At 74.6% G+C, this 23299-nt stretch carries 18 protein-coding genes; 11 read left to right on the top strand and 7 right to left on the bottom strand.

Translation table 11 applies throughout. The annotated features are described in order from the left end of the window. Positions 1–18 precede the first annotated feature (18 nt). Both ACWD4U_RS14035 and ACWD4U_RS14030 read right to left on the bottom strand, forming a co-directional pair. A complete protein-coding gene (locus tag ACWD4U_RS14035; RefSeq protein ID WP_363458978.1) occupies positions 19–819 on the bottom strand; it encodes an inositol monophosphatase family protein in 801 nt (266 codons plus the stop codon). Positions 820–1062: 243 nt separating this feature from the next. Further along, positions 1063–1812, bottom strand: a complete 750-nt coding sequence (locus ACWD4U_RS14030; RefSeq protein ID WP_363458946.1) for a MerR family transcriptional regulator — start codon at positions 1810–1812, stop codon at positions 1063–1065. A gap of 196 nt (positions 1813–2008) precedes the next feature. Between ACWD4U_RS14030 and ACWD4U_RS14025 the strand changes: the two genes are divergently transcribed. The 3 genes from ACWD4U_RS14025 to ACWD4U_RS14015 are packed head-to-tail and all read left to right on the top strand — an operon-like array spanning position 2009 to position 5444. After that, complete coding sequence (locus ACWD4U_RS14025) at positions 2009–3565, top strand: flavin-containing monooxygenase (protein ID WP_363458948.1); 1557 nt, start codon at positions 2009–2011, stop codon at positions 3563–3565. Next, complete coding sequence (locus tag ACWD4U_RS14020) at positions 3562–4557, top strand: alpha/beta fold hydrolase (RefSeq protein WP_363458949.1); 996 nt, start codon at positions 3562–3564, stop codon at positions 4555–4557. Before ACWD4U_RS14025 ends, ACWD4U_RS14020 begins: the two co-directional genes overlap by 4 nt. Next, positions 4554–5444, top strand: coding sequence for an SDR family oxidoreductase (locus tag ACWD4U_RS14015; RefSeq protein WP_363458950.1), 891 nt, complete (start codon positions 4554–4556; stop codon positions 5442–5444). The genes ACWD4U_RS14020 and ACWD4U_RS14015 overlap by 4 nt, the downstream gene beginning before the upstream one ends. 72 nt (positions 5445–5516) lie before the next feature. Here ACWD4U_RS14015 and ACWD4U_RS14010 read toward each other — a convergent pair whose 3' ends face one another. Beyond that, positions 5517–7574 (bottom strand): discoidin domain-containing protein, encoded by a 2058-nt coding sequence (locus ACWD4U_RS14010; RefSeq protein WP_363458952.1) that lies wholly within the window; start codon positions 7572–7574, stop codon positions 5517–5519. Positions 7575–8064: 490 nt separating this feature from the next. On the opposite strand from ACWD4U_RS14010, the gene ACWD4U_RS14005 reads away from it, so the two are divergent. Both ACWD4U_RS14005 and ACWD4U_RS14000 read left to right on the top strand, forming a co-directional pair. Beyond that, positions 8065–8838: an SDR family NAD(P)-dependent oxidoreductase gene (locus ACWD4U_RS14005; RefSeq protein WP_363458953.1), complete on the top strand. Its 774-nt coding sequence runs from the start codon at positions 8065–8067 to the stop codon at positions 8836–8838. 70 nt (positions 8839–8908) lie between these two features. Beyond that, positions 8909–10726 (top strand): ABC transporter ATP-binding protein, encoded by a 1818-nt coding sequence (locus ACWD4U_RS14000; protein WP_363458955.1) that lies wholly within the window; start codon positions 8909–8911, stop codon positions 10724–10726. 22 nt (positions 10727–10748) lie between these two features. Here the strand turns inward: ACWD4U_RS14000 and ACWD4U_RS13995 are convergent, their stop codons facing one another. Beyond that, entirely contained in the window at positions 10749–11420 is a 672-nt protein-coding gene (locus ACWD4U_RS13995; RefSeq protein ID WP_363458956.1) for a lysophospholipid acyltransferase family protein, read from the bottom strand. A 140-nt stretch (positions 11421–11560) separates the two neighbouring features. After that, entirely contained in the window at positions 11561–13741 is a 2181-nt protein-coding gene (locus ACWD4U_RS13990) for a bifunctional glycosyltransferase/CDP-glycerol:glycerophosphate glycerophosphotransferase (protein WP_363458958.1), read from the bottom strand. Positions 13742–14313: 572 nt separating this feature from the next. Here ACWD4U_RS13990 and ACWD4U_RS13985 point away from each other — a divergent pair. From ACWD4U_RS13985 to ACWD4U_RS13965, 5 genes are all read left to right on the top strand, one after another. Continuing rightward, the gene (locus ACWD4U_RS13985; protein WP_363458960.1) at positions 14314–15189 is read left to right on the top strand and encodes a hypothetical protein; all 876 of its coding nucleotides are present in this window, start codon (positions 14314–14316) and stop codon (positions 15187–15189) included. A 297-nt stretch (positions 15190–15486) separates the two neighbouring features. After that, complete coding sequence (locus ACWD4U_RS13980) at positions 15487–15756, top strand: hypothetical protein (RefSeq protein ID WP_363458962.1); 270 nt, start codon at positions 15487–15489, stop codon at positions 15754–15756. A 265-nt stretch (positions 15757–16021) separates the two neighbouring features. Beyond that, a complete protein-coding gene (locus tag ACWD4U_RS13975) occupies positions 16022–16444 on the top strand; it encodes a secondary thiamine-phosphate synthase enzyme YjbQ (protein ID WP_363458963.1) in 423 nt (140 codons plus the stop codon). 91 nt (positions 16445–16535) lie between these two features. Then, positions 16536–16748 (top strand): hypothetical protein, encoded by a 213-nt coding sequence (locus tag ACWD4U_RS13970; protein ID WP_363458965.1) that lies wholly within the window; start codon positions 16536–16538, stop codon positions 16746–16748. A 116-nt stretch (positions 16749–16864) separates the two neighbouring features. After that, a complete protein-coding gene (locus ACWD4U_RS13965; RefSeq protein WP_363458966.1) occupies positions 16865–17665 on the top strand; it encodes an alpha/beta fold hydrolase in 801 nt (266 codons plus the stop codon). Positions 17666–17705: 40 nt separating this feature from the next. Here the strand turns inward: ACWD4U_RS13965 and ACWD4U_RS13960 are convergent, their stop codons facing one another. Together ACWD4U_RS13960 and ACWD4U_RS13955 are read right to left on the bottom strand one after the other, a co-directional pair. Beyond that, a complete protein-coding gene (locus tag ACWD4U_RS13960; protein ID WP_449787190.1) occupies positions 17706–20945 on the bottom strand; it encodes an AAA family ATPase in 3240 nt (1079 codons plus the stop codon). Between the two features lie 58 nt (positions 20946–21003). Continuing rightward, positions 21004–22176: an exonuclease SbcCD subunit D gene (locus tag ACWD4U_RS13955; protein ID WP_363455394.1), complete on the bottom strand. Its 1173-nt coding sequence runs from the start codon at positions 22174–22176 to the stop codon at positions 21004–21006. 408 nt (positions 22177–22584) lie between these two features. On the opposite strand from ACWD4U_RS13955, the gene ACWD4U_RS13950 reads away from it, so the two are divergent. Beyond that, positions 22585–23178, top strand: a complete 594-nt coding sequence (locus ACWD4U_RS13950; RefSeq protein WP_363455397.1) for a hypothetical protein — start codon at positions 22585–22587, stop codon at positions 23176–23178. Positions 23179–23299: the final 121 nt, after the last annotated feature.

Here is a 23299-nt window from a genome sequence, read left to right as displayed (position 1 = left end):
CTTCCGGCCGAGGCGTCGTCAGATCCCGGCGAGCAGGACGGTGCGCAGCCGCTCCCACTGGTCGGGGTCGGCGGCGACCAGCAGGCCGTCCTGCCCGCCCGGGGCCTCGGGCCGGTAGGGGGAGCCGTCGAAGCGGGCGGAGCGGCCGCCGGCCTCGGTGATCAGCAGCGAGCCGGGGGCGTGGTCCCAGGGGAGGGTGCGCCAGTAGAGGATGAAGTCGAGTTCGCCGGTGGCGACCCGCGGGTACTCGATGCCCGCGGCGCTCTGGCCGGGGTCGAGCGGGCCGAGGGCGCGGGCGTTGGCGAGCAGCCGCCGGTGCATGGTCGGGGCCAGGTAGCGGCTCTTGACGATGCCGGTCCACTTCTCGGGCCCGGTGCCGACCCGGTCGCGCACCAGCCGCTCGCCGTTGCGCCAGGCGCCGGAGCCGAGCTCGGCGGCGTACGCGGTGGCGGTGGCGGGCTGCCAGATCCAGGCGGCGACGGTCTGGCCCGCCCGGACCAGGGACGCCATCACGGCGTAGGACGGCTTGCCCGCCACGAAGTTCTTGGTGCCGTCGACCGGGTCGACCAGCCAGGCCGCCGGTTCGGCGTGCAGCGCGCGGGCCAGGTCAGGGTCGGCGGCCACGGCCTCCTCGCCGACCACCGGCACCGGCAGCAGTTCGGTCAGCCGCCGGGCGATGATCTGCTCGGCCTCCCGGTCGGCGACGGTGACCACCTCGCCGGGGGCCTTCTCCATCACCTCGCCCGCCGCCAGCGCCCGGAATCGCGGCTCGACCGCAATCGCCGAAGCCTCGGCGAGGATCTCCGCCACCTTCTCCATCAGCACGCCCGTGCTCCTTCCACCCGTACCCACTCTCGCACGCCCGTGCGGGAGGCATGGTGTCCAGGTGGCAGGTGGGGTGAAGAGAGGGGGTGGGGCGGGAGGGTGCTCGCTCGGGACGCAGTGAGGTCCAGGCGGCAGGTGGGGTGATGCGAGAGGGGGGTGGGGCGGGAGGGTGCTCGCTCGGGACGGGGTGGTGGGTGGGGTGACGGGCCGTGTGGCGGCTGGTGGTCCGACGGTGGGTCAGGTGGGGTTCAGGCGGTCGTACTCGGCTCGGACGCGGCGGTCCATCGCCAGGGTGAACTGGGCGTCGTTGACGGCGCGGGCGAGGGGGCGGACGCGCTGGATCAGCTCGGTGAGGCGGGCCGCCTCGGCGGGGGTGAGGTCCTGGACGCGGGCGAGGCCGCCGAGCAGGTGGTCGCTGATCAGGGTGACGAAGATGTCGGCCATCGCGTCGGCGTACTCGCGGGCCCGGCGGCTGACGGCCAGCACGGCGGCGAGCGGGACGCCCTCGTCGGTGAGGGCGACGGTGGCGTCCATCAGGCGGCGGCTGATGTGGGTGATGCCGTCGTCCTCGACGGTGATGAAGCCCTGGGCGATGGACTCGGCGGTGTTGGCCTCGGTGAGCTGGTCGCCGAACGCGGCGTGCAGCTCGTCCCAGTCGAGGTGGACGGGGGTCTCGTCGGACCACGGCGCGACCAGCGCGGCCTGCAGGCCGATCAGCTCGGCGACGTCCCGGCCGTCCTCGCCGGCGCCGATCAGCTCGGCGATGCCGCTCAGCGCGTGGCCGCGCTCCAGCAGTTCGGCGATCAGCCGCAGCCGGGCCAGGTGCTGCTCGCCGTACCAGGCGATCCGGCCCTCCTTGCGGGGCGGCGGCAGCAGGCGGCGCTCGCGGTAGAAGCGGACGGTGCGCACGCTGACGCCCGCCGCCTCGGCGAGCTCGGCGACCCGGTACTCGCGCGGGTGCGCCTGGTCGTTCTCGATCTCCGCCACGCCGGTCAGCATAGGGCCGGCCGGGCCGCCGAGAAACGCTGCGCCCGCGCTATTCCACTCGGTGTCAACAAGAGCTACTCTGCCAAACGCGCCAGTGATTACTGGCAGCATTCAGGGGTCCCGCCCGCACCACCCGGCGCACCGGCCCCGCTCCAGCACCGCCACTGCACCCCCACCCCCGCCTGGAGGCCCCCGCATGGCACCCCGCACCAAGCAGCCACCCAAGCCCGCCGGCGCCGGGCAGCGGCCGGCCCCGCACGTCCGGGTCGCCGTGATCGGCTCCGGCTTCGGCGGACTCGGCGCCGGCGTCCGGCTCCGCCGGGCCGGGATCACCGACTTCGTCATCCTGGAGCGCGCCGACTCGGTCGGCGGCACCTGGCGGGACAACAGCTACCCGGGCTGCGCCTGCGACGTCCCGTCCCACCTGTACTCCTTCTCCTTCGCGCCGAACGCCGACTGGCCCCGGGTGTTCTCCGGCCAGCCCGACATCCGCGCCTACCTGGAGAAGGTCACCGACACCTTCGGCCTGCGCCCGCACCTGCGGTTCGGCGCCGAGGTCACCGAACTGCGCTGGGACGAGGAGCACACCCGCTGGCGGATCCGCACCGCGGTCGGCGACTGGACCGCCGACGCCGTGGTCTCCGCGGCCGGGCCGCTCGCCGACCCGCAGATCCCCGACCTGCCGGGCCTGGACGCCTTCCCTGGCAAGGTCGTCCACACCGCCCGCTGGGACCACGACTACGACCTCACCGGCAAGCGGGTCGCCGTGGTCGGCACCGGCGCCTCCGCCGCCCAGATCATCCCCGCCATCCAGCCGCAGGTCGGCCGGCTGACGGTCTTTCAGCGCACCCCCGCCTGGGTTCTGCCGCGCGCCGACCGCGAGGTCACCGCGCTGGAGCGGCGACTGCACCGGGCGCTCCCGCCGAGCGCGCTGCTGCGCCGGGCCGGCCTGTTCGTGCTCCGCGAGCTCCAGGTCGACGCGTTCGTCCGGCGGCCCGGACTGCTCCGCCTGGTCCAGCAGGTCGCCGTCCGCCACCTGAAGAAGGGCGTCGCCGACCCCGCGCTGCGCGCCAAGCTGACCCCGGACTACCGGATCGGCTGCAAGCGGATCCTGCTCAGCAACACCTACTACCCGGCGCTCGCCGCCCCCAACACCGAGGTGGTCGCCGCCGGCCTGCGCGAGGTGCGCGGCTCCACCCTGGTGGCCGCCGACGGCAGCGAGCACGAGGTGGACGCCATCGTCTTCGGCACCGGCTTCCACGTCACCGACCTGCCGATCGCCCAGCGGGTGTTCGGCGTCGGAGGCACCGCCCTCGCCGAGGCGTGGAAGGACGGCATGGAGGCGCTGCGCGGCTCCACCGTGCGCGGCTTCCCCAACCTGTTCTTCCTGATCGGCCCGAACACCGGGCTCGGCAACAACTCGATGATCCTGATGATCGAGTCCCAGCTGAACTACCTGATCGACGCGCTCACCACGCTCGACGCGGTCGGCGCCACCGCCATGCAGCCCACCGAGCGCGCCCAGCGCCAGTGGAACCTGGAACTCCAGCACCGGATGAGCCGCACCGTGTGGACCACCGGCGGCTGCCGCAGCTGGTACCTCGACGAGGGCGGCAAGAACACCGTGCTGTGGCCCGCCTCCACCACCGCCTTCCGGCGCGCCACCCGCCGCGTCGACCTCGAGGAGTACGAGCTGATCAAGCGCACCGCCCCCGCCGCGCGCCCCGCCCTCGCCGAGGCGGTGACCGCGTGAACCCGCCCGTCCCCGCCGACTGCGTGCTGCCCGTCCCGGCTGTCGTCCGTGCCGTCCGCTCCGCCGACGGCGCCGAGCTGAACGTCGAGGAGTACGGCCCCCAGGGCGCGCCGCTGATCGTGCTCTCGCACGGCTGGACCTGCGCCACCGCGTTCTGGGCGCCGGTGGTCAACCGGCTCGCCGCCGACTTCCGGGTGGTCGCCTACGACCAGCGCGGCCACGGCCGCAGCCCGGCCCCGGCGAGCGCGGCCGGCTACTCCACCGCGAAGCTCGCCGACGACCTGGAGGCCGTGCTCACCGCGACCGTCCCGGCCGGGCGGCGCGCGGTGGTGGCCGGCCACAGCATGGGCGGGATGACCATCATGGCGGCCGGCGACCGGCCCGCGGTGGCCGAGCGGACCGCCGCCAACGTGCTGGTCAACACCGGCGCCGGCGACCTGGTCGACGAGCTCGCGGTGCTGCCGCCCGCCGTCCGGGCCAAGGGCCTGCGCCGCTTCCTGCACCGGCAGATCCTGCGCTCCCGGCTGCCGCTCGGCCCGGTCAACGGCGTCTCCCGGGCCGCCCTCAAGTACGCCACCATGGGCCCCGCCACCCCCGCCGACCGGGTCGCCGCCTGCGCGCAGGTGGTGCACGCCTGCCCCACCCGGGTCCGGTACCAGTGGGCGACGGTGCTCGAGACCCTCGACGTGCACGCCGGCCTGGCCCGGATCGCCGCGCCGACCGCGGTGATCGCCGGCGCCTGTGACAAGCTCACCCCGCCGGTGCTGGCGCGCCGGATCGTCGCGGGCCTGGCCGATCCGCGCGGCCTGCTGGAACTGCCCGGTACCGGCCACATGAGCCCGGTCGAGCGGCCCGCCGAGGTCGCCGCCGAGATCCGCCGGATCGCCGCACTGGTCGCCGACCGCCTGGCGGCGCCGGCCGACCGCGCGGCCGCCGCCGGCCCGTCCGGCCCCGCCAACCCCCCGTCCGCCGCCGTGGAGGAGATCGCATGACCCCGCCGCTGTCCTCGCAGGTCGTGGTCGTCACCGGAGCCGCCCGCGGCCTCGGTGCGCTGATGGCCCGCAAGCTCTCCGAGCAGGGCGCCAAGGTGGCGCTGCTCGGCCTGGAGCCCGCCGAGCTGAAGGCCGTCGCCGCGCGCTGCGGCGAGCACGCCACCGCCTGGGAGGCCGACGTCACCGACCTGGACGCGCTGACCGAGACCGCCGCGCGGATCAAGGAGCGCTACGGCCGGATCGACACCGTGGTCGCCAACGCCGGCATCGCCCTCGGCGGGCCGATGCTGGACAGCGACCACCGCACCTACAGCCGGGTGATCGAGGTCAACCTGCTCGGCTCGGTGGCCACCGCCCGGGCCTTCCTGCCCGCGCTCGCCGAGAGCCGCGGCTACCTGCTGCAGATCGCCTCGCTCGCCGCGCTCACCCCCGCCCCACTGATGTCCGCCTACTGCGCCTCCAAGGCGGGCGTCGAGTCCTTCGCCCACGCGCTGCGCGCCGAGGTCGCCTACCAGGGCGTCAAGGTCGGTGTCGGTTACCTGAGCTGGACCGACACCGACATGGTGCGCGGCGCCGACCAGGACGCGGTGCTCCGGCAGATGCGCGCCAAGCTCCCCTGGCCGGCGAACAAGACCTACCCGATCGAGCCCGCCGTGGACCGCCTGGTGGCCGGCATCGGCCGCCGCTCCGCGCACGTCTACGCCCAGGCGTGGCTGCGCGGCATGCAGCCGATCCGCTGGATGCTGCCCGGTCTGATCGCCGCGGTCGGCTCCCGCGACGTCGCCCGCCTCGCCCCGGAGCTGAAGGCCACCGCGGACACCCGGCTGCGCCCGGTCGGCGCGGGCGGGCAGGCAGACCAGGACGTGCGGGCCGGCAAAGCGGAGTGACGGTCCGTCACCACGCGACGGTGGGACGGTCGGCCTGGAGAGAGGCCGACCGTCCCACCGTCGTTCGCGCCGTCAGACGCCGTGCACCGACAGCTCGTAGAGCGAGTAGCCCCAGTTCGTCGCCCGCGCGGTGCCGTGGAAGCGGACGTAGCGGGCCTGGGTCGGGGTGAAGGCGGCGGTGTCGAGGCCGCCGTCGCCCGCGGTGGTGGACCAGACGGTGCGCCAGGTGGCGCCGTCCGTGGAGACCTCGATGCGGTAGCCGCGGGCGTACGCGCGCTCCCAGTCGAGGGTGACCCGGTCGACGGAGTGGGTGGCGCCGAGGTCGACCTGCAGCCACTGGTCGTCGCTCCAGTCGCTGGCCCACCGGGTGGACCGGTCGCCGTCGAGCGCCCGGCCCGGCTGGTAGGAGGTGAACGGGTTCCACTCGGCCGAGCTCGCCGAGGCGCTCGCACCGGTGGCCAACTCCCGACCGGGGTCGTGGTGTTCGGTGGCCCGCCAGGTGGTCAGGTAGGACTGCGCGCCCTTCAGCATGTCGTCCACCACGTCCTGGCCGCCGCTGAGCCGGATCTGCTCGATCCAGTCCGGGATCATCCCCGCGTGCGCCAGCCCGTCGGTGTTGACGTCCCACACCCGGTCGCCGGTGACCTGGCGGTCCAGCACCGAGCCGCCGTCGGCGCTGCGGAACGGGTAGCTCACCGCGTTCGGCGCGCCCGCGCCCACCGGGCCCGGCCAGCCGCCCACGCCGTTCAGGTCGGTGCCGTAGCCGTAGCCGACGTGGTACTGGTCGCGCAGCGCCTTGGTGCGGTGCGCCTCGGCGACGAACGCGCTCGCGTCGTGGTCGTACTGGGCGATGAAGCCGCCGAGCCGGTAGACCCGCTCGGTCCACTGCAGGTCCATCCAGCTGTGGCTGGACAGCACGCCCGGGTAGGCCTGCGACTCCAGGATGTCGAACGCCCGGTTGGCCGCCTTCACGCTCATGTGGTCGACTTCCAGCATCATGTGACGCTGCACCATGCCGCGCACCGCGTACTCGCCGAGGTCGGTCAGCCCGCGGGTGTTGCACCGGGCGCCGCTGCCGTAGGTGGGCAGGGTGACCCCGGCGGGCAGCATCGACTGGGCCTGCGCGGTGGGCAGGCCGATCGGGTTGTCCGCCTGCGGGCCGGTGCACTGCTCGGTGGTCCAGAAGGTGCCGGTGGACAGGAACTGGCCGGCGTTCACCGCGACGCCCGTGGTGCCCTCGTCGAAGCGCACCCCGCACAGCGCGTTGTCGAACTTGTGGCACAGGAACATGCTGCGCACGCCCAGCGCGTACAGCTCGTCCAGGCCGCGGTCGATCGCCGCCCGGTCGCACTGCGGGACGTCCAGGATCTGCTTGCAGCCGAACGGCTCGGAGGTCTCCACGCCGAGCACCACCGCCAACTTGCCCTGGGCGACGACCTGTCGGGCCTGGTCGGAGTCGGTCACGATGCGGAACCAGCCCTTGCCGGGGCCGCCGTACATGGTGTCGACGTAGGACTGCAGCTGGTAGGACTTGGCGGCCTCGGTGCGGATCGCGTCCATCTCGTCGCAACCGCGGTCCTTGAACGGGTAGATCGAGCACAGCAGCCCGTTGGTGACCAGGTCGTTGACCAGGATCCGCTCACCGCCGCGCCAGGCCCGCTCCACCCAGGCGTAGTAGTCCTGCTGGTGGCTGAGCGAGTCGTGGGCCGGCCAGTCCTTGAAGGTCGGCCAGCCGACCGGGTCGTGGTGGCCGTTCGCGCCGCCGGTGACGTTCTCGAAGAGCGCCAGCGAGCCGTCCGGGTAGTGCTCGGGACAGTCCTTGAGGGCGTCGGCGACGCCCTGCTCGGAGAAGGTGGCGCCGCAGATGATCCGGCCGCCGAAGCCCTCGTTGGACATCAGGTGGTTGTGCGCGTCCACGAATCCGCGGACGCTGCCGTCGGCCGCGGTGCCGCCGAACGGCTGCCCGGTCACGTTGATCTGCGAGTCCGGGACGGGGCGGGCGGTGGGGTTCCACCACCCGTCGGCGGCCTGCGCGGTGCGGCCGGGAGCGCCGAGCGTGGCGGTGACCGCCACGAGGATCAGCGACAGCAGGGAGATGACGATGCGTCTGGCCTGGTGGTGCCCGTTCATGCTCACACCTCGGCTGGTTGAGGCGGGGATGGGAGAGGGTGCGAAACGGGTGCGTTTCACACCCGGTCCCACCCGAGAATCCTGAGTTGATGACGGGCCGTCAAGGGATTGGACGCGATGACTTACCGGCCAGTACGACCGGGGTTCACTTCGGGGCCGCGCAAACGCGCACCGGGCCCGGCCCCGTGGAGAGGGGCGGGCCCGGGAGGGAGGAAGGCGGTGCCGGCCGTCGGCCGTCAGGAGCGACGGGGTCGGTGACGGGCCGGCGGCGCGACTTCTATGGAGCGCGGAAGGGGTTGAACGAGCATCGGTTCTCCAGGGGGGATGGGCGCCGTGTGGGACCAGCGGCGCTGCCCGACACCGTAGGGTCATCCGACCAACGCCACCGCGGGACGCGCCGTCGTGCCCGGCAGTGTCGCCCGAAAAGCCGACCGGTCCGTCCGCCGGGCGGTCGATGCGGCCCCGGGCTACCGCCCGGTACGGTCGGCGCATGACGACTGCTCTCATCACCGGCGCCACCGCCGGAATCGGCGCCGCCTTCGCCGACCGCCTGGCCCGGGACGGCCGCGACCTGGTGCTGGTCGCCCGGGACACCGAGCGCCTCGCCAAGGCCGCCGCCGAACTCGCCGACCGGTGGGGCGTCCAGGTCGAGACGCTGACCGCCGACCTCGCCACCGACGCGGGCATCGGCGCGGTCGAGGACCGCCTGCGCGACGCCGCGCGGCCCGTCGACCTGCTGGTCAACAACGCCGGGTTCGGTCACCGCGGCGCGTACCTGGCCGTCCCCGTCCAGGACGAGCTCGACATGCTCAAGGTGCACATCGAGGCGGTGCTGCGGACCACCACCGCGGCGGTGCCCGGGATGCGCGAGCGCGGCCGCGGCGGGGTGATCAACGTGGCCTCGGTGGCGGCGTTCGTCCCGCGCGGCACCTACGGCGCGACCAAGGCGTGGGTGGTCAACTTCACCCTCGGCATCGCCCGCGACCTGGCCGGCAGCGGCGTGCGCCTGCAGGCCCTGTGCCCCGGCTTCACCCGCACCGAGTTCCATCAGCGCGCCGGCATGGGCACCTCCTCCATCCCCTCCTGGGGCTGGCTCGCCGCCGACCGCGTCGTCGACGACTCGCTGCGCGACCTCGCCCGGAACCGTCCGCTGTCCGTCCCCGGCAAGCGCTACAAGCTCGCGGTCGCGCTGGCCCGCCTGCTGCCGGTGGGCGGACTGGGCAAGGTGTCGACGACGGCCGGCCGGGAATACCGGAAAGCTTAGGTTTGCTAATGGTGAGTATTGCTCTGTAAAGTCGCCGAGCACACCGTCCGCGCTGCCCTGGAGGCCGCCCTTGCGTCCCGACCGGATCGACTGGAAACCGCCCGTGCGCGAGCAGGGCGAGGAGAAGCCGCCTGCGCAGGTGGGGCGGATCCTGCGGCTGTTCCGCCCGTACGCGGGCCGGCTCGGCGTGGTCGGGCTGCTGGTCGCGGCCTCGGCGGTGGTGTCGGTGGCCACGCCGTTCCTGCTGCGGGCGGTGCTGGACACCGCGATACCGCAGGGGCGGACGGGACTGCTGACGCTGCTCGCGCTCGGCATGATCGCCGCCGCGGTGGTCACCAGCGTGCTGAACGTGCTGCAGACGCTGATCTCCACCACGGTGGGGCAGCAAGTGATGCACGACCTGCGCACCGCCGTCTACGCGCACCTGCAGCGGATGAGCCTGGCCTTCTTCACCAGGACCCGCACCGGCGAGGTGCAGTCGCGGATCGCCAACGACATCGGCGGCATGCAGGCCACCGTCACCTCCACGGCCACCTCGCTCGTGTCGAACCTGACCGCGGTGGTGGCCACCGTGGTCGCGATGGTCGCCCTGGACTGGCGGCTGACCATCGTCTCGCTGCTGCTGCTCCCGGTCTTCGTGTGGATCAGCCGCCGGGTCGGCAGCGAGCGCAAGAAGATCACCACCGAGCGGCAGCGCCAACTGGCCCGGCTCTCCTCGGCGGTGCAGGAGTCGCTGTCGGTGAGCGGCATCCTGCTGGGCCGCACCATGGGCCGCTCGGACTCGCTGACCAAGGAGTTCGCCGCCCAGTCCGACCAGCTCGCCGAGCTGGAGGTGCGCTCCTCGATGGCGGGCCGCTGGCGGATGTCGACGATCGGCATCGTGATGGCGGCCATGCCGGCGATCATCTACTGGGCGGCCGGCCTGACCGGCGCGGCCGGTGCGCCGATCGTCTCGCTCGGCACGCTGGTGGCGTTCGTGTCCCTGCAGCAGGGCCTGTTCCGACCCACCGTCAGCCTGCTGTCCACGGGCGTGGACGTGCAGACCTCGCTGGCGCTGTTCCAGCGGATCTTCGAGTACCTCGACCTGCCGGTGGAGATCGCCGAGCGGGAGAACCCCGTCCACCTCGCGGAGATCCGCGGCGACGTCCGCTTCGAGCAGGTGGAGTTCCAGTACCAGAGCGGCCAGGACCGGCCGACCCTGAGCGGCATCGAGCTGACCGTCCCGGCGGGGACGTCGCTGGCGGTGGTCGGCGAGACCGGGTCGGGCAAGTCGACGCTGTCCTACCTGGTGCCGCGGCTGTACGACGTCACCGGCGGCCGGGTGCTGATCGACGGGGTCGACGTGCGCGAGCTGTCGTTCGAGACGCTGTCCCGGGCGGTCGGCGTGGTCTCCCAGGAGACCTACCTGTTCCACGCCTCGGTGGCCGACAACCTGCGCTTCGCCAAGCCCGACGCGAGCGACGAGGAGCTGGTGGCGGCGGCCCGCGCCGCGCAGATCCACCAGATGATCGCCGAACTGCCGGACGGCTACGACACCCTGGTCGGGGAGCGCGGCTACCGGTTCTCCGGCGGCGAGAAGCAGCGGCTGGCCATCGCCCGGACCATCCTGCGCAACCCGCCGGTGCTGATCCTGGACGAGGCGACCAGCGCGCTGGACAACCAGACCGAGCACGCCGTCCAGCAGGCCCTGGACACCCTCGCCGCGGGCCGCACCACGATCACCATCGCGCACCGGCTCTCCACCATCCGGGAGGCCGCGCAGATCGCCGTCCTCGACCACGGCCGGATCGTCGAACTCGGCGGCCACGACGAGCTGGTGGCCCGCGAGGGCCGCTACGCGGCACTGCTGCGCCGGGAGGCGCTGCCGGTGCCGAGCGCCGCGCACTGAGCGCGGCGGGGCCGTCGGGCCGTCAGGCGGCCTTCGGGGTCTCGTTGTACGCCTCGGCCAGCTGCTGGCCGGAGAGCTCGTGGATGGCGGCCATCACCTCGTCGGTGACCTGGCGGCGGGCCTTGGCGGAGCGGGCCTGGCCGTGCAGCTCGTCGAAGTACAGCGGCGCGCCGAACTTCACGGTGATCTTCCGCAGCCGGGGGATCCGCTTGCCGACCGGCAGGATGTGCTGCGGGCCGTCCAGGGCGACCGGCACCACCGGCACGCCGGCGGTCAGCGCCAGCCAGGCCACACCGGTCTTGCCGCGGTAGAGGCGGCCGTCCAGCGAACGGGTGCCCTCCGGGTAGATGCCGAACGCGCGGCCGTCCTGGAGGATCTCCAGCGCCTGGTCCAGCGAGGCGGCGGCGGAGCGGTAGGTGCCGCGCTCCACCGGGACGGCGTTGATCACGTGGGTGAAGAACGCCCGGGAGATCGCGCCCTTGAGGCCGGTGCCGGTGAAGTACTCGGCCTTCGCCAGGAAGAACACCTGGCGCGGCGCGGTCAGCGGGATCACCACGCTGTCCACGAAGGACAGGTGGTTGCTGGCCAGGATCACCCCGCCCTTGCGCGGCACGTTCTCCAGGCCCTCGATCACCGGCCGGTACAGCGCCTTGGCGAGCGGCTTGAGGACGAGCTTGGTAAGGGGGTAGATCACGGGCCCTCCCTGGCCGTTCGGAGAACCGCAGACTACGACATCCACCCCGCGCCCCGTCCACCACTCGGACCCCGGGCGCGGCTGCGAGATATGTCACGCCCACCAGGTGGGAATGGTGCGTCCCACCTGGTGGGACGCGGTCACTTGCGGACCGGGAAGATCCGGCTGACCACCCGCTCGGCGGCCCGGCCGTCGTCCCACGGGCAGAACCGCGCGCGGAAGCGCCGGCGGGCCTCCGGCTCCGGGTCGCCCGCCAGCAAGGCCTCGACCAGCGCGTCCTGCTCGGCGGCCACCGCGCCCGGCGGCTCCTTCATCAGGTCGAAGTACACGCCGCGGACCTCCTGGTACTCCTCCCAGTCGGGGGCGTACACCGCGATCGGCCGGTCCAGCACGGCGTAGTCGAACATCATCGACGAGTAGTCGGTGACCAGGGCGTCCGCGGCCAGGTAGAGGTCCTCCACCGACGGGTGGTCGGAGACGTCCAGGACCGTCGCCGAGCCCTGAGGCGTCGTCAGGTCGCCCGCGCCGCCGTCGTGGAAGTAGTGGGTGCGCACCAGGACGGTCCAGCCGGGGCCGAGCCGCTCGGCCAGCGCGGGCAGGTCCAGCAGCGGCAGGTAGCCGCCGCGGGACTCGCGGTGGGTCGGCGCGTACAGCACGGTGCGCTGCCCGTCGGCGATGCCCAGGCCGCGGCGGAGCTCCGCGCACTCCTCGGGCGTGGCCAGCACCAGGCGGTCGTTGCGCGGGTAGCCGGTGTCCAGGATCTGGTAGGTGCCGGGGAAGGCCCGGGCGAAGTGCTTGCTGGTGTGCGGGTTCGGCGAGACCAGGTAGTCCCAGCGCGCCACCGCCTCGCGCAGCCGCTCGAAGTCCATCCCGTCGGCGGCCTCGGGCCGGTGCAGCAGGTCCATGCCCATGGTCTTCAGCGGCGTGCCGTGCTGGGTCTGCACGTGCACCGTGCCGACCCGCTTCGCCATGGTGTGCGGGAAGTTGACGTTGTTGACGAAGTACTTGGCGGTGGCCATCGCCTTCAGGTACGCCGGGGTGTTGACGATCACGTACGGCACGCCCGGCGGCAGCGCGGCGGCCCGCTCGGCGTTCTCCACCACCCACACGCCGCGCACCTGCGGCGCCAGCTCCCGGGCCTTCTGGTAGATCGCGGCCGGGTTGCAGGCGTACCCGCGGTGCCAGTACGCCGCGTACACCGCCAGGTTCTCGTCGATCGGCAGCCGCCGGAAGGCGTTGTACGCCGTGAAGCGGGCGCTGCTGCGGACCGCCTTCCTCACGCCCGGGACCGCGGCCCGGGTGCCGCGCTTGACCGCGCCGGGCAGCCGCCCGCCGCGGCGCAGCTCGGCGTAGGCGAGCCGGGAGCCGCGGGCGGCGAGCCGGTACTGGACGCCGCGCACGCCGGACGGGAAGCGGTAGCCGGCCGGGCGGTGCTTGGCGAAGTGGCCGGTGATCCGGGCGAAGAAGTCGGCGCGCAGGTCGGTCGGGACCAGCCCCGGGGTGTCGTAGATCGTCAGCGCCTGCTTGACGGTGCGGTCGAAGACCATGGTGCGCAGCCGGTTCGCCCGCTCGTCGCGGTCCAGGAAGGCGAAGATCGCGTCGTACTGGGCGAAGGCGTCGGCGTGCTTGGGCGAGGCGGTGGCGGTGATCGCGCCGGGGCGGCCGCGCCGGTAGTGGTAGCAGGGGCGGTCGAGGTAGCGCAGCCGCCCGGCGGCGAGCAGCAGCGGGTAGGTGACCGAGATGTCCTCGTAGTAGCCGCGCCCGAAGTGCACGTCCAGGTCGAGCAGGTACTGGCGGCGCATCACCTTGTTCCACACCGCGAGCACCGCGTTGAACAGCGCGGGGTGCTCGGCGGCGGTGCAGCCCTCGACCAGGGGGGAGCCGGCCAGCACGTGCCGCCAGGGGTTCGGCTCGCTGCCGCCGTCGTGGTAGACGTGGGTGAAGTCGGTCAGCAGGACGTCGGCCGGGACCTCGCGGGCGGTCTCGGCGCGCAGCTCGGTGAGGATCGCGTCCACGGTGCCGTCGGGCAGCCAGTCGTCGCTGTCCACGAACCAGACGTAGGTGCCGCTCGCCTCGGCCAGGCCGGCCGTACGGGCGCCGCCCAGGCCCTGGTTCTCGGTCAGGTGCAGCACCCGCATCCGGGGGTCGGTGGCGGCGTGCGCGTCGAGGAGGGCGCCGCAGCCGTCGGGGGAGAGGTCGTCCACCGCGATCAGCTCGACCTCGCCGGGGGCGGCGCCGTCGGCCCGGAGCGACTCCAGGCACTGCGGAAGGAAACGCTCCACGCCGTGGACGGGCAGGACGATGCTGAGCAGGGGTGGCACGTGCGTTCACTCCGCGAAGGGAAGGGCGACTCCGGCCGGGGGTCCGGGTACCGCACACTCTACCGAGCAGTGTTCGGGGCCCTCCGGGGCGGCCGGTGCCGCGGCCGCCCGGGTGCAGGGCGGGCGGCCGGCGGGCGGCGGCGCGGGGAAAACGCGACCGCCGGTGCCGCGCCGTACCAGCGGCGGCACCGGCAGCCCGGTTTGGCGGTCCGACCGACCCTCAACGATCGACCGCCGGTCCGTCCACCACGTTGGAGTCGGGCCGCCGCAGCGTCGAGACGGCCGGACAGTGACTCTTGGTGGGGTCGGAAGTACAGACAACATAGTCGGATGATCCGTTCATACTCGAACGCATCCGATCAGAGAAGTGCGGGTGTCGCCCGCGTTTCCGTGTCGATACAGATATTGCTTGGAGGTTACGGCCCCGTCAATCCCTCGTCTGTGTTCAATTTCTGAACTCTTGGTGCCGCGGGGGGGCCGGACCCGGATCCGGGCGATCTGCGCAGGCCATTGCCGGTGCGGCGGGCCGCTCCTATATTGACGCCACGTCTCACAACGGGGGTGTGCGAGAAATGGGCCAGCAACCGCCTGGGCGGCCGGTCAGCCCGGTGCTGAAGGCCCTGATGCTCGGACCGCTCGCGGCCGGCGCGGGCTACACCTTCCTGGCGCTGTGGCCCGCCGCCGGGTCCACCGACACCCTGTTCGCCTGGGCGATGTCCCCCGTCACCGCCGTGCTGCTCGGCGCCGGTTACGGCGGCGCCGGCGTGATGCTGCTGCTCGCCGTCCGCGCCGGCAGCTGGGCCGAGGTCCGGGTGGTCACCGCCGCCAGCGCGGTGCTGATGGTGCTGATGCTCGCCGCCACCCTGGCCGACCGGGGCAGCCTGCACCTCGACGGCGGCTCCCTGATCGCCTTCCTCGGCGCCTGGGGCTGGCTCGCCGTGCACCTCGCCGCCCTGCCGATCGGCCTGGTCGCCCTCACCGCCCAGCTCCTCACCCGCGGCCCCGCCCCCGCCCGTGCGCCGCGGCCGCCGTGGTGGGTCGCCGCCCCGATGGTCAGCGGCGGCCTGCTGCTGGCCGGCCTGGGCGCCGTCCTCAGCCTGCGCTCCGCCGCGCTCGCCCCCACCTGGCCGTGGACCGCCCGCCCGATCGACGTCCGCGCCCTCGGCGCCTGGGCCCTCGCCTTCGGCGTCGCGCTGCTGCTCGCCAGCCGCGAGGCCGAGCTGCGCCGGGTCCGCAGCGGCATGGCCGCGCTCGTCCTCACCGGCCTGCTCGGACTGGCCGGCCTGATCCGCTACGGCGCGCACGTCGCCTGGCACCAGCCCGCCGCCTGGGTCGCCGTCCTGGTGCTCACCGCCCTGCTCGGCCTCGGCCTCTGCGGCTACGGCGTCTCCGCGGTACTCGACCCGCCCCGGGACACCGACCCGCCCCGCCCGGTCGAACTGGTGTGAGCCGCCGGCCCGTTCGTGCGCCCGGCGCACCGGCCCCGCCCGGGCGCGCCCGGGCAACGCATCCGGCCGCCGCAGCGCCTGACGGCGAGTCACCCCCATGCTGGGAGAAGACCGTTGGTGTGCCGAAAGTGTGACGGCAACCGATGCGCACTCGTGACCGATCGCACGGTCGTCTGGTGGAGCGTCACTTCCGTTCGCACGATACGGTGGCAGAACACCAGGACGGTTGTGTGAAGGCCGTCATAGCCGGATAGTCTTCGCCTCACGGCCCTGGCGCCTCGTAGGGGTGGGAATCAGATGGATCAGATGCAAGTGCGGACGCGAGCGCGAGTGCCCGCGATCCAGTGCGGCGTCGGCGCGACCGGCCGCCGGATCGAGCGACACCTCGCCGTGCTCGGCGCGCCCGCCCTTCCGGCGGTGGAGACGGCCGAGGCCCTCGGCCTGATAAGAGAACTGACGCCGCGTGGGCCCGGAGCCCCCACGGCGACGCCGCGCCGCATGGCGCGGGTCTCGCTGATGGCCCCGCTGCGCCGCCTCAAGCGCAGCCTGTTCGGCGGCCGCGGCTGAGCCCCCGGCACCGATCGGGCGGCCGGAACCCGGCCGCCCGCGCCACCACCCGACGGACCAGGGGTCCGTCGGGCGTTCGGCGTTGACGCCTGGGCGGCGGCGGATGACCGGGGCCGGGCAGGCCCGGCATACGGCCTTGCGCGGGCCGGTGGGCCTTGCGCGGGCTGGCGTCGGGTGGCGCGGCCTGGCGTGACCCGTGGCGGTCGGGTGGCACTCGCCGGGTGCCCCTTCGGGCGGCGGCCCAAGATCGGCCAGGATGAGGGCCATGGCCGACACCTTCCACACCCAGACCCTCGAGATCACCACGGGCCGCAGCGAACGCGCCCTCGACGTCACCGAACGCTGCCACGCCTTCCTCCGGGAGGTGGCCGACGGCCGCGACGGACTGCTCAACGTCTTCGTCCCGCACGCCACCGCCGGCATCGCCGTCATCGAGACCGGCGCCGGCAGCGACGAGGACCTGCTCGCCGCCCTCCGCGGGCTGCTCCCCGCCGACGACCGCTGGCAGCACCGCCACGGCAGCCCCGGCCACGGCCGCGACCACGTGCTACCGGGCCTGGTCGCCCCGCACGCCACCCTCCCCGTGGTGGGCGGCCGCCTCGCCCTCGGCACCTGGCAGTCCGTCGTCCTGATCGACACCAACGGCGACAACCCCGACCGGCTCCTGCGGCTCTCCTTCCTCGGCTGACGCCCCGTCCGTCGTCCCTCCCGCCGTCCCCGTGCCGCTGCGGGGACTCGCGGAGCACCGGCAGCCGGCGCCCACGCCGTAGGCTGGTCGCATGGCTGTGGACGAACACGAGCACGAGCAGGTGTGCGAGGTCGGATCCGACCCCGAGGAGGCCCGGCGCGGGCTGCAGGACGGCGGGCCGGGCGAGCGGGCCTCCTGCGTGCTGTGCGGCGAGCGGACCGAGTACCCGGCCGGTACCCCCGGCAGCACGCTCTGCCCGGTCTGCACCTGGCAGCAGGCGCAGCGCCAGGCCTGTTCGGGCTGACGGGGCGTCAGCGCCGGGGCGGGACCGGCCGGCACCGGGATGGTTGGACACGGCCGTGCGCGGGCGGTGATGATCGGCCCCGTTGACCGGTCGTCTCTCCCGAAGGGCCTCGCGGCATGTCCGAGTCCGAGCGCACGACCCGCCTGTTCGACCGCCCGCACGCGACGCTCGCCTACCGCACCGCGGGGCGCGGGCCGCTGGCCGTCTACGCGCACGGGGCGTTCTCCAGCCAGGGGCACGAGCGGCGGGCCGACCTGTTCGACTGGTCCGCGCTCACCCGGACCCACCGGCTGGTCGAGTACGACGCCCGCGGCCACGGGGAGTCCACCGGGCGGCCGGTGGAAGCCGACTACGCCTACCCCGCGCTCGCCACCGACCTGCTGGCGCTCTGCGACCACCTCTCGCCCGACCGGCCGGTCGCCGCGCTCGGCTCCTCGATGGGTGCCGCCACCGTCCTGTGGGCCGCCCTCGCCCGGCCCGAACGGTTCTCCCGGCTGGTGCTCGCCACCCCCGCCGTCGCCTGGCAGGCCCGCGCCGCCCGCCGTGACGGGCTGCGGGCCGCCGCCACACTGATCGAACGCCGCGGGAAGGCCGCACTCAGCGCTGCCGCCCGGCTCGCCGGGCCGCCCGCCGTCCTCGCCGAAGTCCCGTCCTTCCCCACCGAGTTCGACGTCCCCGACACGCTGATGCCGGCCATCCTGCGGGCCGCCGCCGGGGCCGACCTCCCCGAACCCGCGGCCCTGCGCGGCCTCGTCCACCCCACCCTGCTCCTCGCCTGGGAGACCGACCCCGTCCACCCGGTCGCCACCGCCGAAGCCCTCGCCGAGCTGCTCCCCGCCGCCGAGCTGCACGTCGCCCGCGACCTCGCCGAGGTCCGCGCCTGGGGCGAACGCGCGGCGGACTTCCTGGCGCGGTAGCGGCGACCGGCCGCCGGGAGCGGTCGGCGGCGGGCGGTGCTCAGGCGTCGGCGCGGGTGGTGTGGTGGACGGTGGAGCCGTGGCGGTGCTTGCGGATCAGGAGTTGGGCGGGGATCCGGGTGCGCAGGTCGGCGACGTGGCTGACGATGCCGACCGCGCGGTCGCGCTCGCGCAGGGAGTCGAGGACGTCCATCACCTCTTCGAGGGCGTTCTCGTCCAGGGTGCCGAAACCCTCGTCGATGAACAGGGTGTCCAACGGCATGCCGCCGGCCTCGTCGGTGACCACGTCGGCCAGGCCCAGGGCGAGGGCGAGGGAGGCGAAGAAGCTCTCGCCGCCGGAGAGGGTGGCGGTGTCGCGTTCGCGCCCGGTCCACGCGTCGACGACGTGCAGGGAGAGGCCGGAGCGGCGGTTGCCGGAGACCAGGCCGTCGCTGTGGACCAGGGTGTAGCGGCCGCCGGACATCTTCAGCAGCCGGTGGCTGGCCGCCGCCGCGACCTGCTCCAGCCGGGCGGCCAGCACGTACGACTCCAGGCGCATCCGCAGGGCGTTCTCGGCGGGCGCGCCGGCCAGCAGCCCGGCCAGGCGGCTGATCCGGGCGTGGGCGTCGAGCACCGGGGCGAAGGTCGCGGCGAGGGAGACCAGGGTGCGGCCGATCCGGGCCAGCGCCTCCACCCGGTCGGCGGCGGACCGGTGCTCCGCGGCGGCCCGGCGCAGTGCCGCGGTGGCGTCCTCCTCGGCGGCCCGGGCCACCGCCGGTGCCGCAGGCGGGAGTCGGCTCGCCGCCAGCAGGTCCGGATCGGCCAGCCGGGCCCGGTTCTGCTCCAGCGCGGTGTCCAGGGCCTGCAACCGCTGGCGGAGCAACTCCCGTTCGGCGGCGGGCAGGTGGGCGGCCTCGACGGCGGCCGGGTCGGCGAAGCCGGCCGACCGGGCGGCCTCGGCGAAGGCCTCGGTGGCCTCCGACAGCCGGGTCGCGGCCTCGGCGGCGGCTCGGGCGGCGGCGAGGGTGTCGGCGACCGCTCCGGTCAGCCGGTCCAGGGCCGCGGCGCGGGCCGCGACCGACGGGGCGTCACCGCGCGCCTCGGCGAGCCGCGCGGCCAGCTCGGCCAGTTCGACCACCACGGTGCCCAGCCGCCCCGCCAGCCCGGCACTGCGCTCGCCCGCCTGGCGCAGCCGATCGGCCCGCGCCGCCCGCTCGCGCTCCAGCCGCTCCACCTGCTGGCCGAGCGGGACGAGCCGCTCCGCGGTCTGCCGGGCGGCCTGCCACCGCTCCGCCAACTCGGCGATCTCGGCCGCGAGTTCGGCGACCGCACGGCCGCCGGAGGCGGCCGCCGCAGCCGCCTCGTCCACCTGCAGGGCCGTCAGTTCGGCCTGGGCCGCATTGAACCGCTGCTCGGCGGCGTGCTGGGCGTCCCGGGCGCGCTGCTCGTCCGCGGCCGTGACCGGGCTGGCGGACGGGCGGGCGGGGGCCGGGTGCTCGGCGGAGCCGCACACCCGGCAGGGCGCACCGTCGGCCAGCTCCTCCGCCAACTCGGCCGCCATCCCGGCCAGGCGGCGCTCCTGGAGGTCCAGGGTGTGGGCGCGGGCGTCCAGGAAGGCCTTGTGCAGATCGGTGGTGCGGGCCTCGGCGGCGGTGCGGGCGGCGTGCAGTCGGCGGTGCTGCTGCGCGGCTTCGTGGCGGAGCGTCAAGTCGGCTCGTTGCGCGTCCAGTTGGGTGAGCAGGGCGTGGGCAGAGCGGGCCTCGTCGAGTTCCGTGTGAAGCTGCTTCAGCCGGTCCTCGTAGTCGACCAGCCAGTCCTCGGACTCCTCGGCCAGCTCCTCGGCGCGGTCGCGCTCCGCGATCAGGTCCGCGCGCTCCCGGGTCAGCCGGCGGTGCCGGTCCTCGTCGGCGCGGGCGGCTTCCAGCCGGCCCGACTCGGCGCGCAAGTGCCGTTCGGCGGCGGCGAGTTCGGCGGGAGCGGCGGACGGGAGCGCCGACAGCGGGGGGAGGACCGCGGGCGGCGGCGCGGTGCGGGCCCGGGGGATGTCGACGGCCGCCGAGTCCGGGCTGTCGGTCGCGGGGGCCGCACTGACGGTCGCCGGGTCCGGGCCGGCCTGCGGAGGCATCGGACTCGCCGGGTCGGTGGCGAGCTGGCCCTGGGTAACCGCGAGTGCGGTGGGTGCGGCGGCGTGGACCGCCGTCAGGACGGGCGCGTCGGCCGTCAGCGCGGCCAACGCCGAGCGGCGGGCGGCCTCCTGGGCGGTGGCGGCGGCGTGGGAGGCGCTCGCGGTGCGGTGCAGAGTGCGCAGCGGGGCGAGGGACTCGGCGGCGAGGGCCGCGGTCAGCCGGGTGCGCTCCGGGGCGAGGGCGTCGTCGGCGGCGCTCAGGCGGACCCGGTCCGCCACGGCGGCGGCGTGGCGCTGCTGGCGGTCGGCGAGCGCGGTGGCCGCCGCCAGCGCCCGGCCGGCCTCGGTGTGCCGGGCCTCGGCCGCGGCGAGCGCCAGCCGGGCGGCGAGGGCGCGTTCGGCGGCCGTGCCGCGCAGCATCGCCGCCCAGGCCAGTGCCTCGGTGGCCGAGGCGTCCTCGCCGGGACGGTGGTCCGCCGCGTCGGCGGCCAGCGGGCCGGCGGCCTCCTCGGCCCGTGCGGCCAGGTCGCGCAGCCGCTGCCGGCCGGCCTGCACCTCCTTCTCCTGACGGAGCTTGCGGTCCGCCGTCCAGCGCTCCAACTGCTCGAACCGGCCGGTGTCGAAGAGCCGACCGAGCAGGTCGGCGCGCTGCTTGGAATCGGCGCGCAGGAACCGGGCGAAGTCGCCCTGCGGCAGCAGCACCACCTGGCAGAACTGGTCCCGGCTCATCCCGAGCAGCCGGGTCAGCTCCTCCCCGGCCTCCTGGTGCGAGCGGCTGAGCGCCACCCAGCCGGGTGTGCCGTCCCCCGCGTCCGGCGCCCACTCGCGCAGCAGGGTCTGCGCCTTCTCCGGGGTGAACCCCGACCCGCGCTTCTTCGGCCGCAGCTGTTCCGGGCTGCGGGTGATCTCCAGCCGCCGCCCGCCGAGGGTCGCCTCCAGCACCACCTCGGTGCGCCGGTCCGCGTCGGCGTGGTCGCTGCGCAGCGGGTTGCCCTTGCGGGAGCCCGGCAGCTCGCCGTAGAGCGCGTAGCAGACCGCGTCCAGCACGCTGCTCTTGCCCGCGCCGGTGGCCCCGCGCAGCAGGAACAGCCCGGCGGCGGTGAGCTTGTCGAAGTCGATCCGCTCGGTGGAGGCGAACGGCCCGAACGCGGTGACGGTGAGCTGGTGCAGCCTCATCGGGCGGCCTCCTGAGTGCAGACCCGGCGGCGGACCCGAGGGCGGATCTGACGGCGGGTCACCGGGCGTTCTCCTCGGCGCGTTCGGCGGCGGTGCGGCGGACCGCCTCCAGACCCTCCAGCAGCCAGGCGTGCTCGTCGCCGTCCAGCTCCCGGCCCGGGCGCACGTGCGTGACGAAGCCCTCCACCACCTCGCGGTCGCTGCGGCCGCGCACCCGCTGGGCGTACGACTGCTGCTCCTGCTGCTCGCCGCCCTCCGGTTCGAACAGCAGCTGCAGGGTGTGCGGGAAGCGGGCCCGCAGCCGCTCCATCGGGTCGGCCGGGCGGACCGGGTCGGTGAGGGTGGCCTGCACCCAGCACTCGCGCGCCCACTCGTGTTCCTCGGCGCCGAGCAGCTCGTCGAGGCCGCCGCGGAGCTGCGCGAGCCGGCGCGGCACCGGGCAGGAGATGCGGGACGCCTCGACCGTGCCGTCGGCGTCCAGGTCGACCAGCCACATCGACTTGTGGTGCCGGGTCTCGGAGAAGGAGTACGCGAGCGGGGAGCCGCTGTAGCGCAGGTGCGGGGCCAGCGTCTGGCAGCCGTGCAGGTGGCCGAGGGCGACGTAGTGCACGCCGTCGAACACCCCCGCCGGGACGGACTGCACGCCGCCGACCGCGATGTCGCGCTCGCTGTCGCTGGGCTCGCCGCCGGTGACGAACGCGTGGGCCAGGACGACGGCGCGGGTGCCGGCCGGGCGCGCGGCGAGGTCCGTGCGGACGGCGTCCATGGCGGCCGCCAGCACCTGCTCGTGGCCGCCGCGGGCCAGGCCGAGACGGTCCCGGACCAGCGCCGGCTCCAGGTACGGGAGGCCGTAGACGGCGACCGGGCCGTGCGCGTCGTGCAGCACGACCGGGTCGGCGAGGGCGCCGGGGTCGGTGCGCAGGTGGATGCCGGCGCGGTCGATCAGGCGGGAGGCGACGCCGAGGCGGCGGGCCGAGTCGTGGTTGCCGCTGATGAAGACGGTCGGGGTGCCGAGTTCGGCGAGGCGCCACAGCACGTCGTCGAAGAGCGCCACCGCCTCCAGGCCGGGGAGGGCGCGGTCGTAGACGTCGCCGGCGACCAGCACCGCGTCGACCTGCTCGGCCTCGACGGTGGCGACCAGGTGGTCGAGGAAGGCGCGCTGGGCGTCGTGCAGGTTCTCCCGGTGGAAGGATCGGCCCAGGTGCCAGTCCGAGGTGTGCAGCAGCCTCATGCCGAAGCTCCCCGCCGCATGTGCGCCACTCCTCGTTGTCGTTGCCGTCGTCGTCCGGACCGGTACCGAGTATCACAGGTAGGGGTGACAGAACGGGCGGAACGGGAGGGAGGGGTGGTTGGGGAGAAGGGGGAGGGACCGGTGGGGCGGGGGTCGGGGGTGGGGGTGACAGAACGGGCGGAACGGGAGGGGAGGGGCGGCTGGGGGGAGCTGAGGGAGAGGGGAGGGACCGGTGGGGCGGGGTCGGGGGTGGGGGTGTATGGAGCACAGGAAGTGGGGGGAACTGCCGAAGGAGAGGTGTGGGGGGCGTGGTGACCCGGGTGGCGGTCGGGGCTGTTCATCGGTCGGGTGTTCGGGGAAGATCAACAGGTGGCGAGGCTGGCTGCCCGGAAGAGCGGAGGGAGTGACATGGGCATCGAGTACAGCCCTGAGATCTCCGAACTGCTCGGGCGGGTGCGGCGCCGGCCCACGGCCGGGTGGCCGTGGCGGCCGGGGGAGCGGGTGCCCGAGGGGCTGCCGGTGAAGCAGTCCTGGGGGTGGCTGTTCGCGCCGGACGGGCGGGTGCTCACGCTGGTCAACCCGCGGGACGGGGTGGTGAGCCTGCCGGGCGGCTCGCTGGAGCCCGAGGACGACGGCGACCCCGGCTGCGCGCTGGCCCGCGAGGCGGGCGAGGAGGCGCAGGCGCTGATCGGGACGCCGGTCTACCTCGGCTACCTGTACGACCGGGTCGGCTCCGCGAACGGCGGCCACGAGTGCGCCCGGGTCCGGATGGCCGCGGCGCTGTACGGCGTCGGCCCGACCGCCCCCGACCCCGCGTCCGGCCGGCACTACCGTCGGCTGCTGGTGGCCCCGGGGCTGGCCGTCGAACTCCTCGGTTGGGGTCTGCCGGGGCTGCGGCAGGCGCGTGCGGCGGTGGCCACCGCGGTGGCGCTGCTGGGCGTTCCGTCGCTCGCCGACGAGACCATCGAGGAACTCCCGTCCGGCGGCTGTTCGCTCGACTGAGTGGCGAGCGCCGGGCGATCGACCCCCGGGCGCCGGTCGGGTGAGCACGGCGGGCCGACGGCGTGTCAGGCGGACGTTTCCGCAGGCCCAGGTCAGGGTGGGGTCTGCGCGCGTAGCTGAC

Source organism: Kitasatospora sp. NPDC002522, from assembly GCF_053595195.1.
This window is presented reverse-complemented; position numbering and strand designations above follow the sequence as displayed.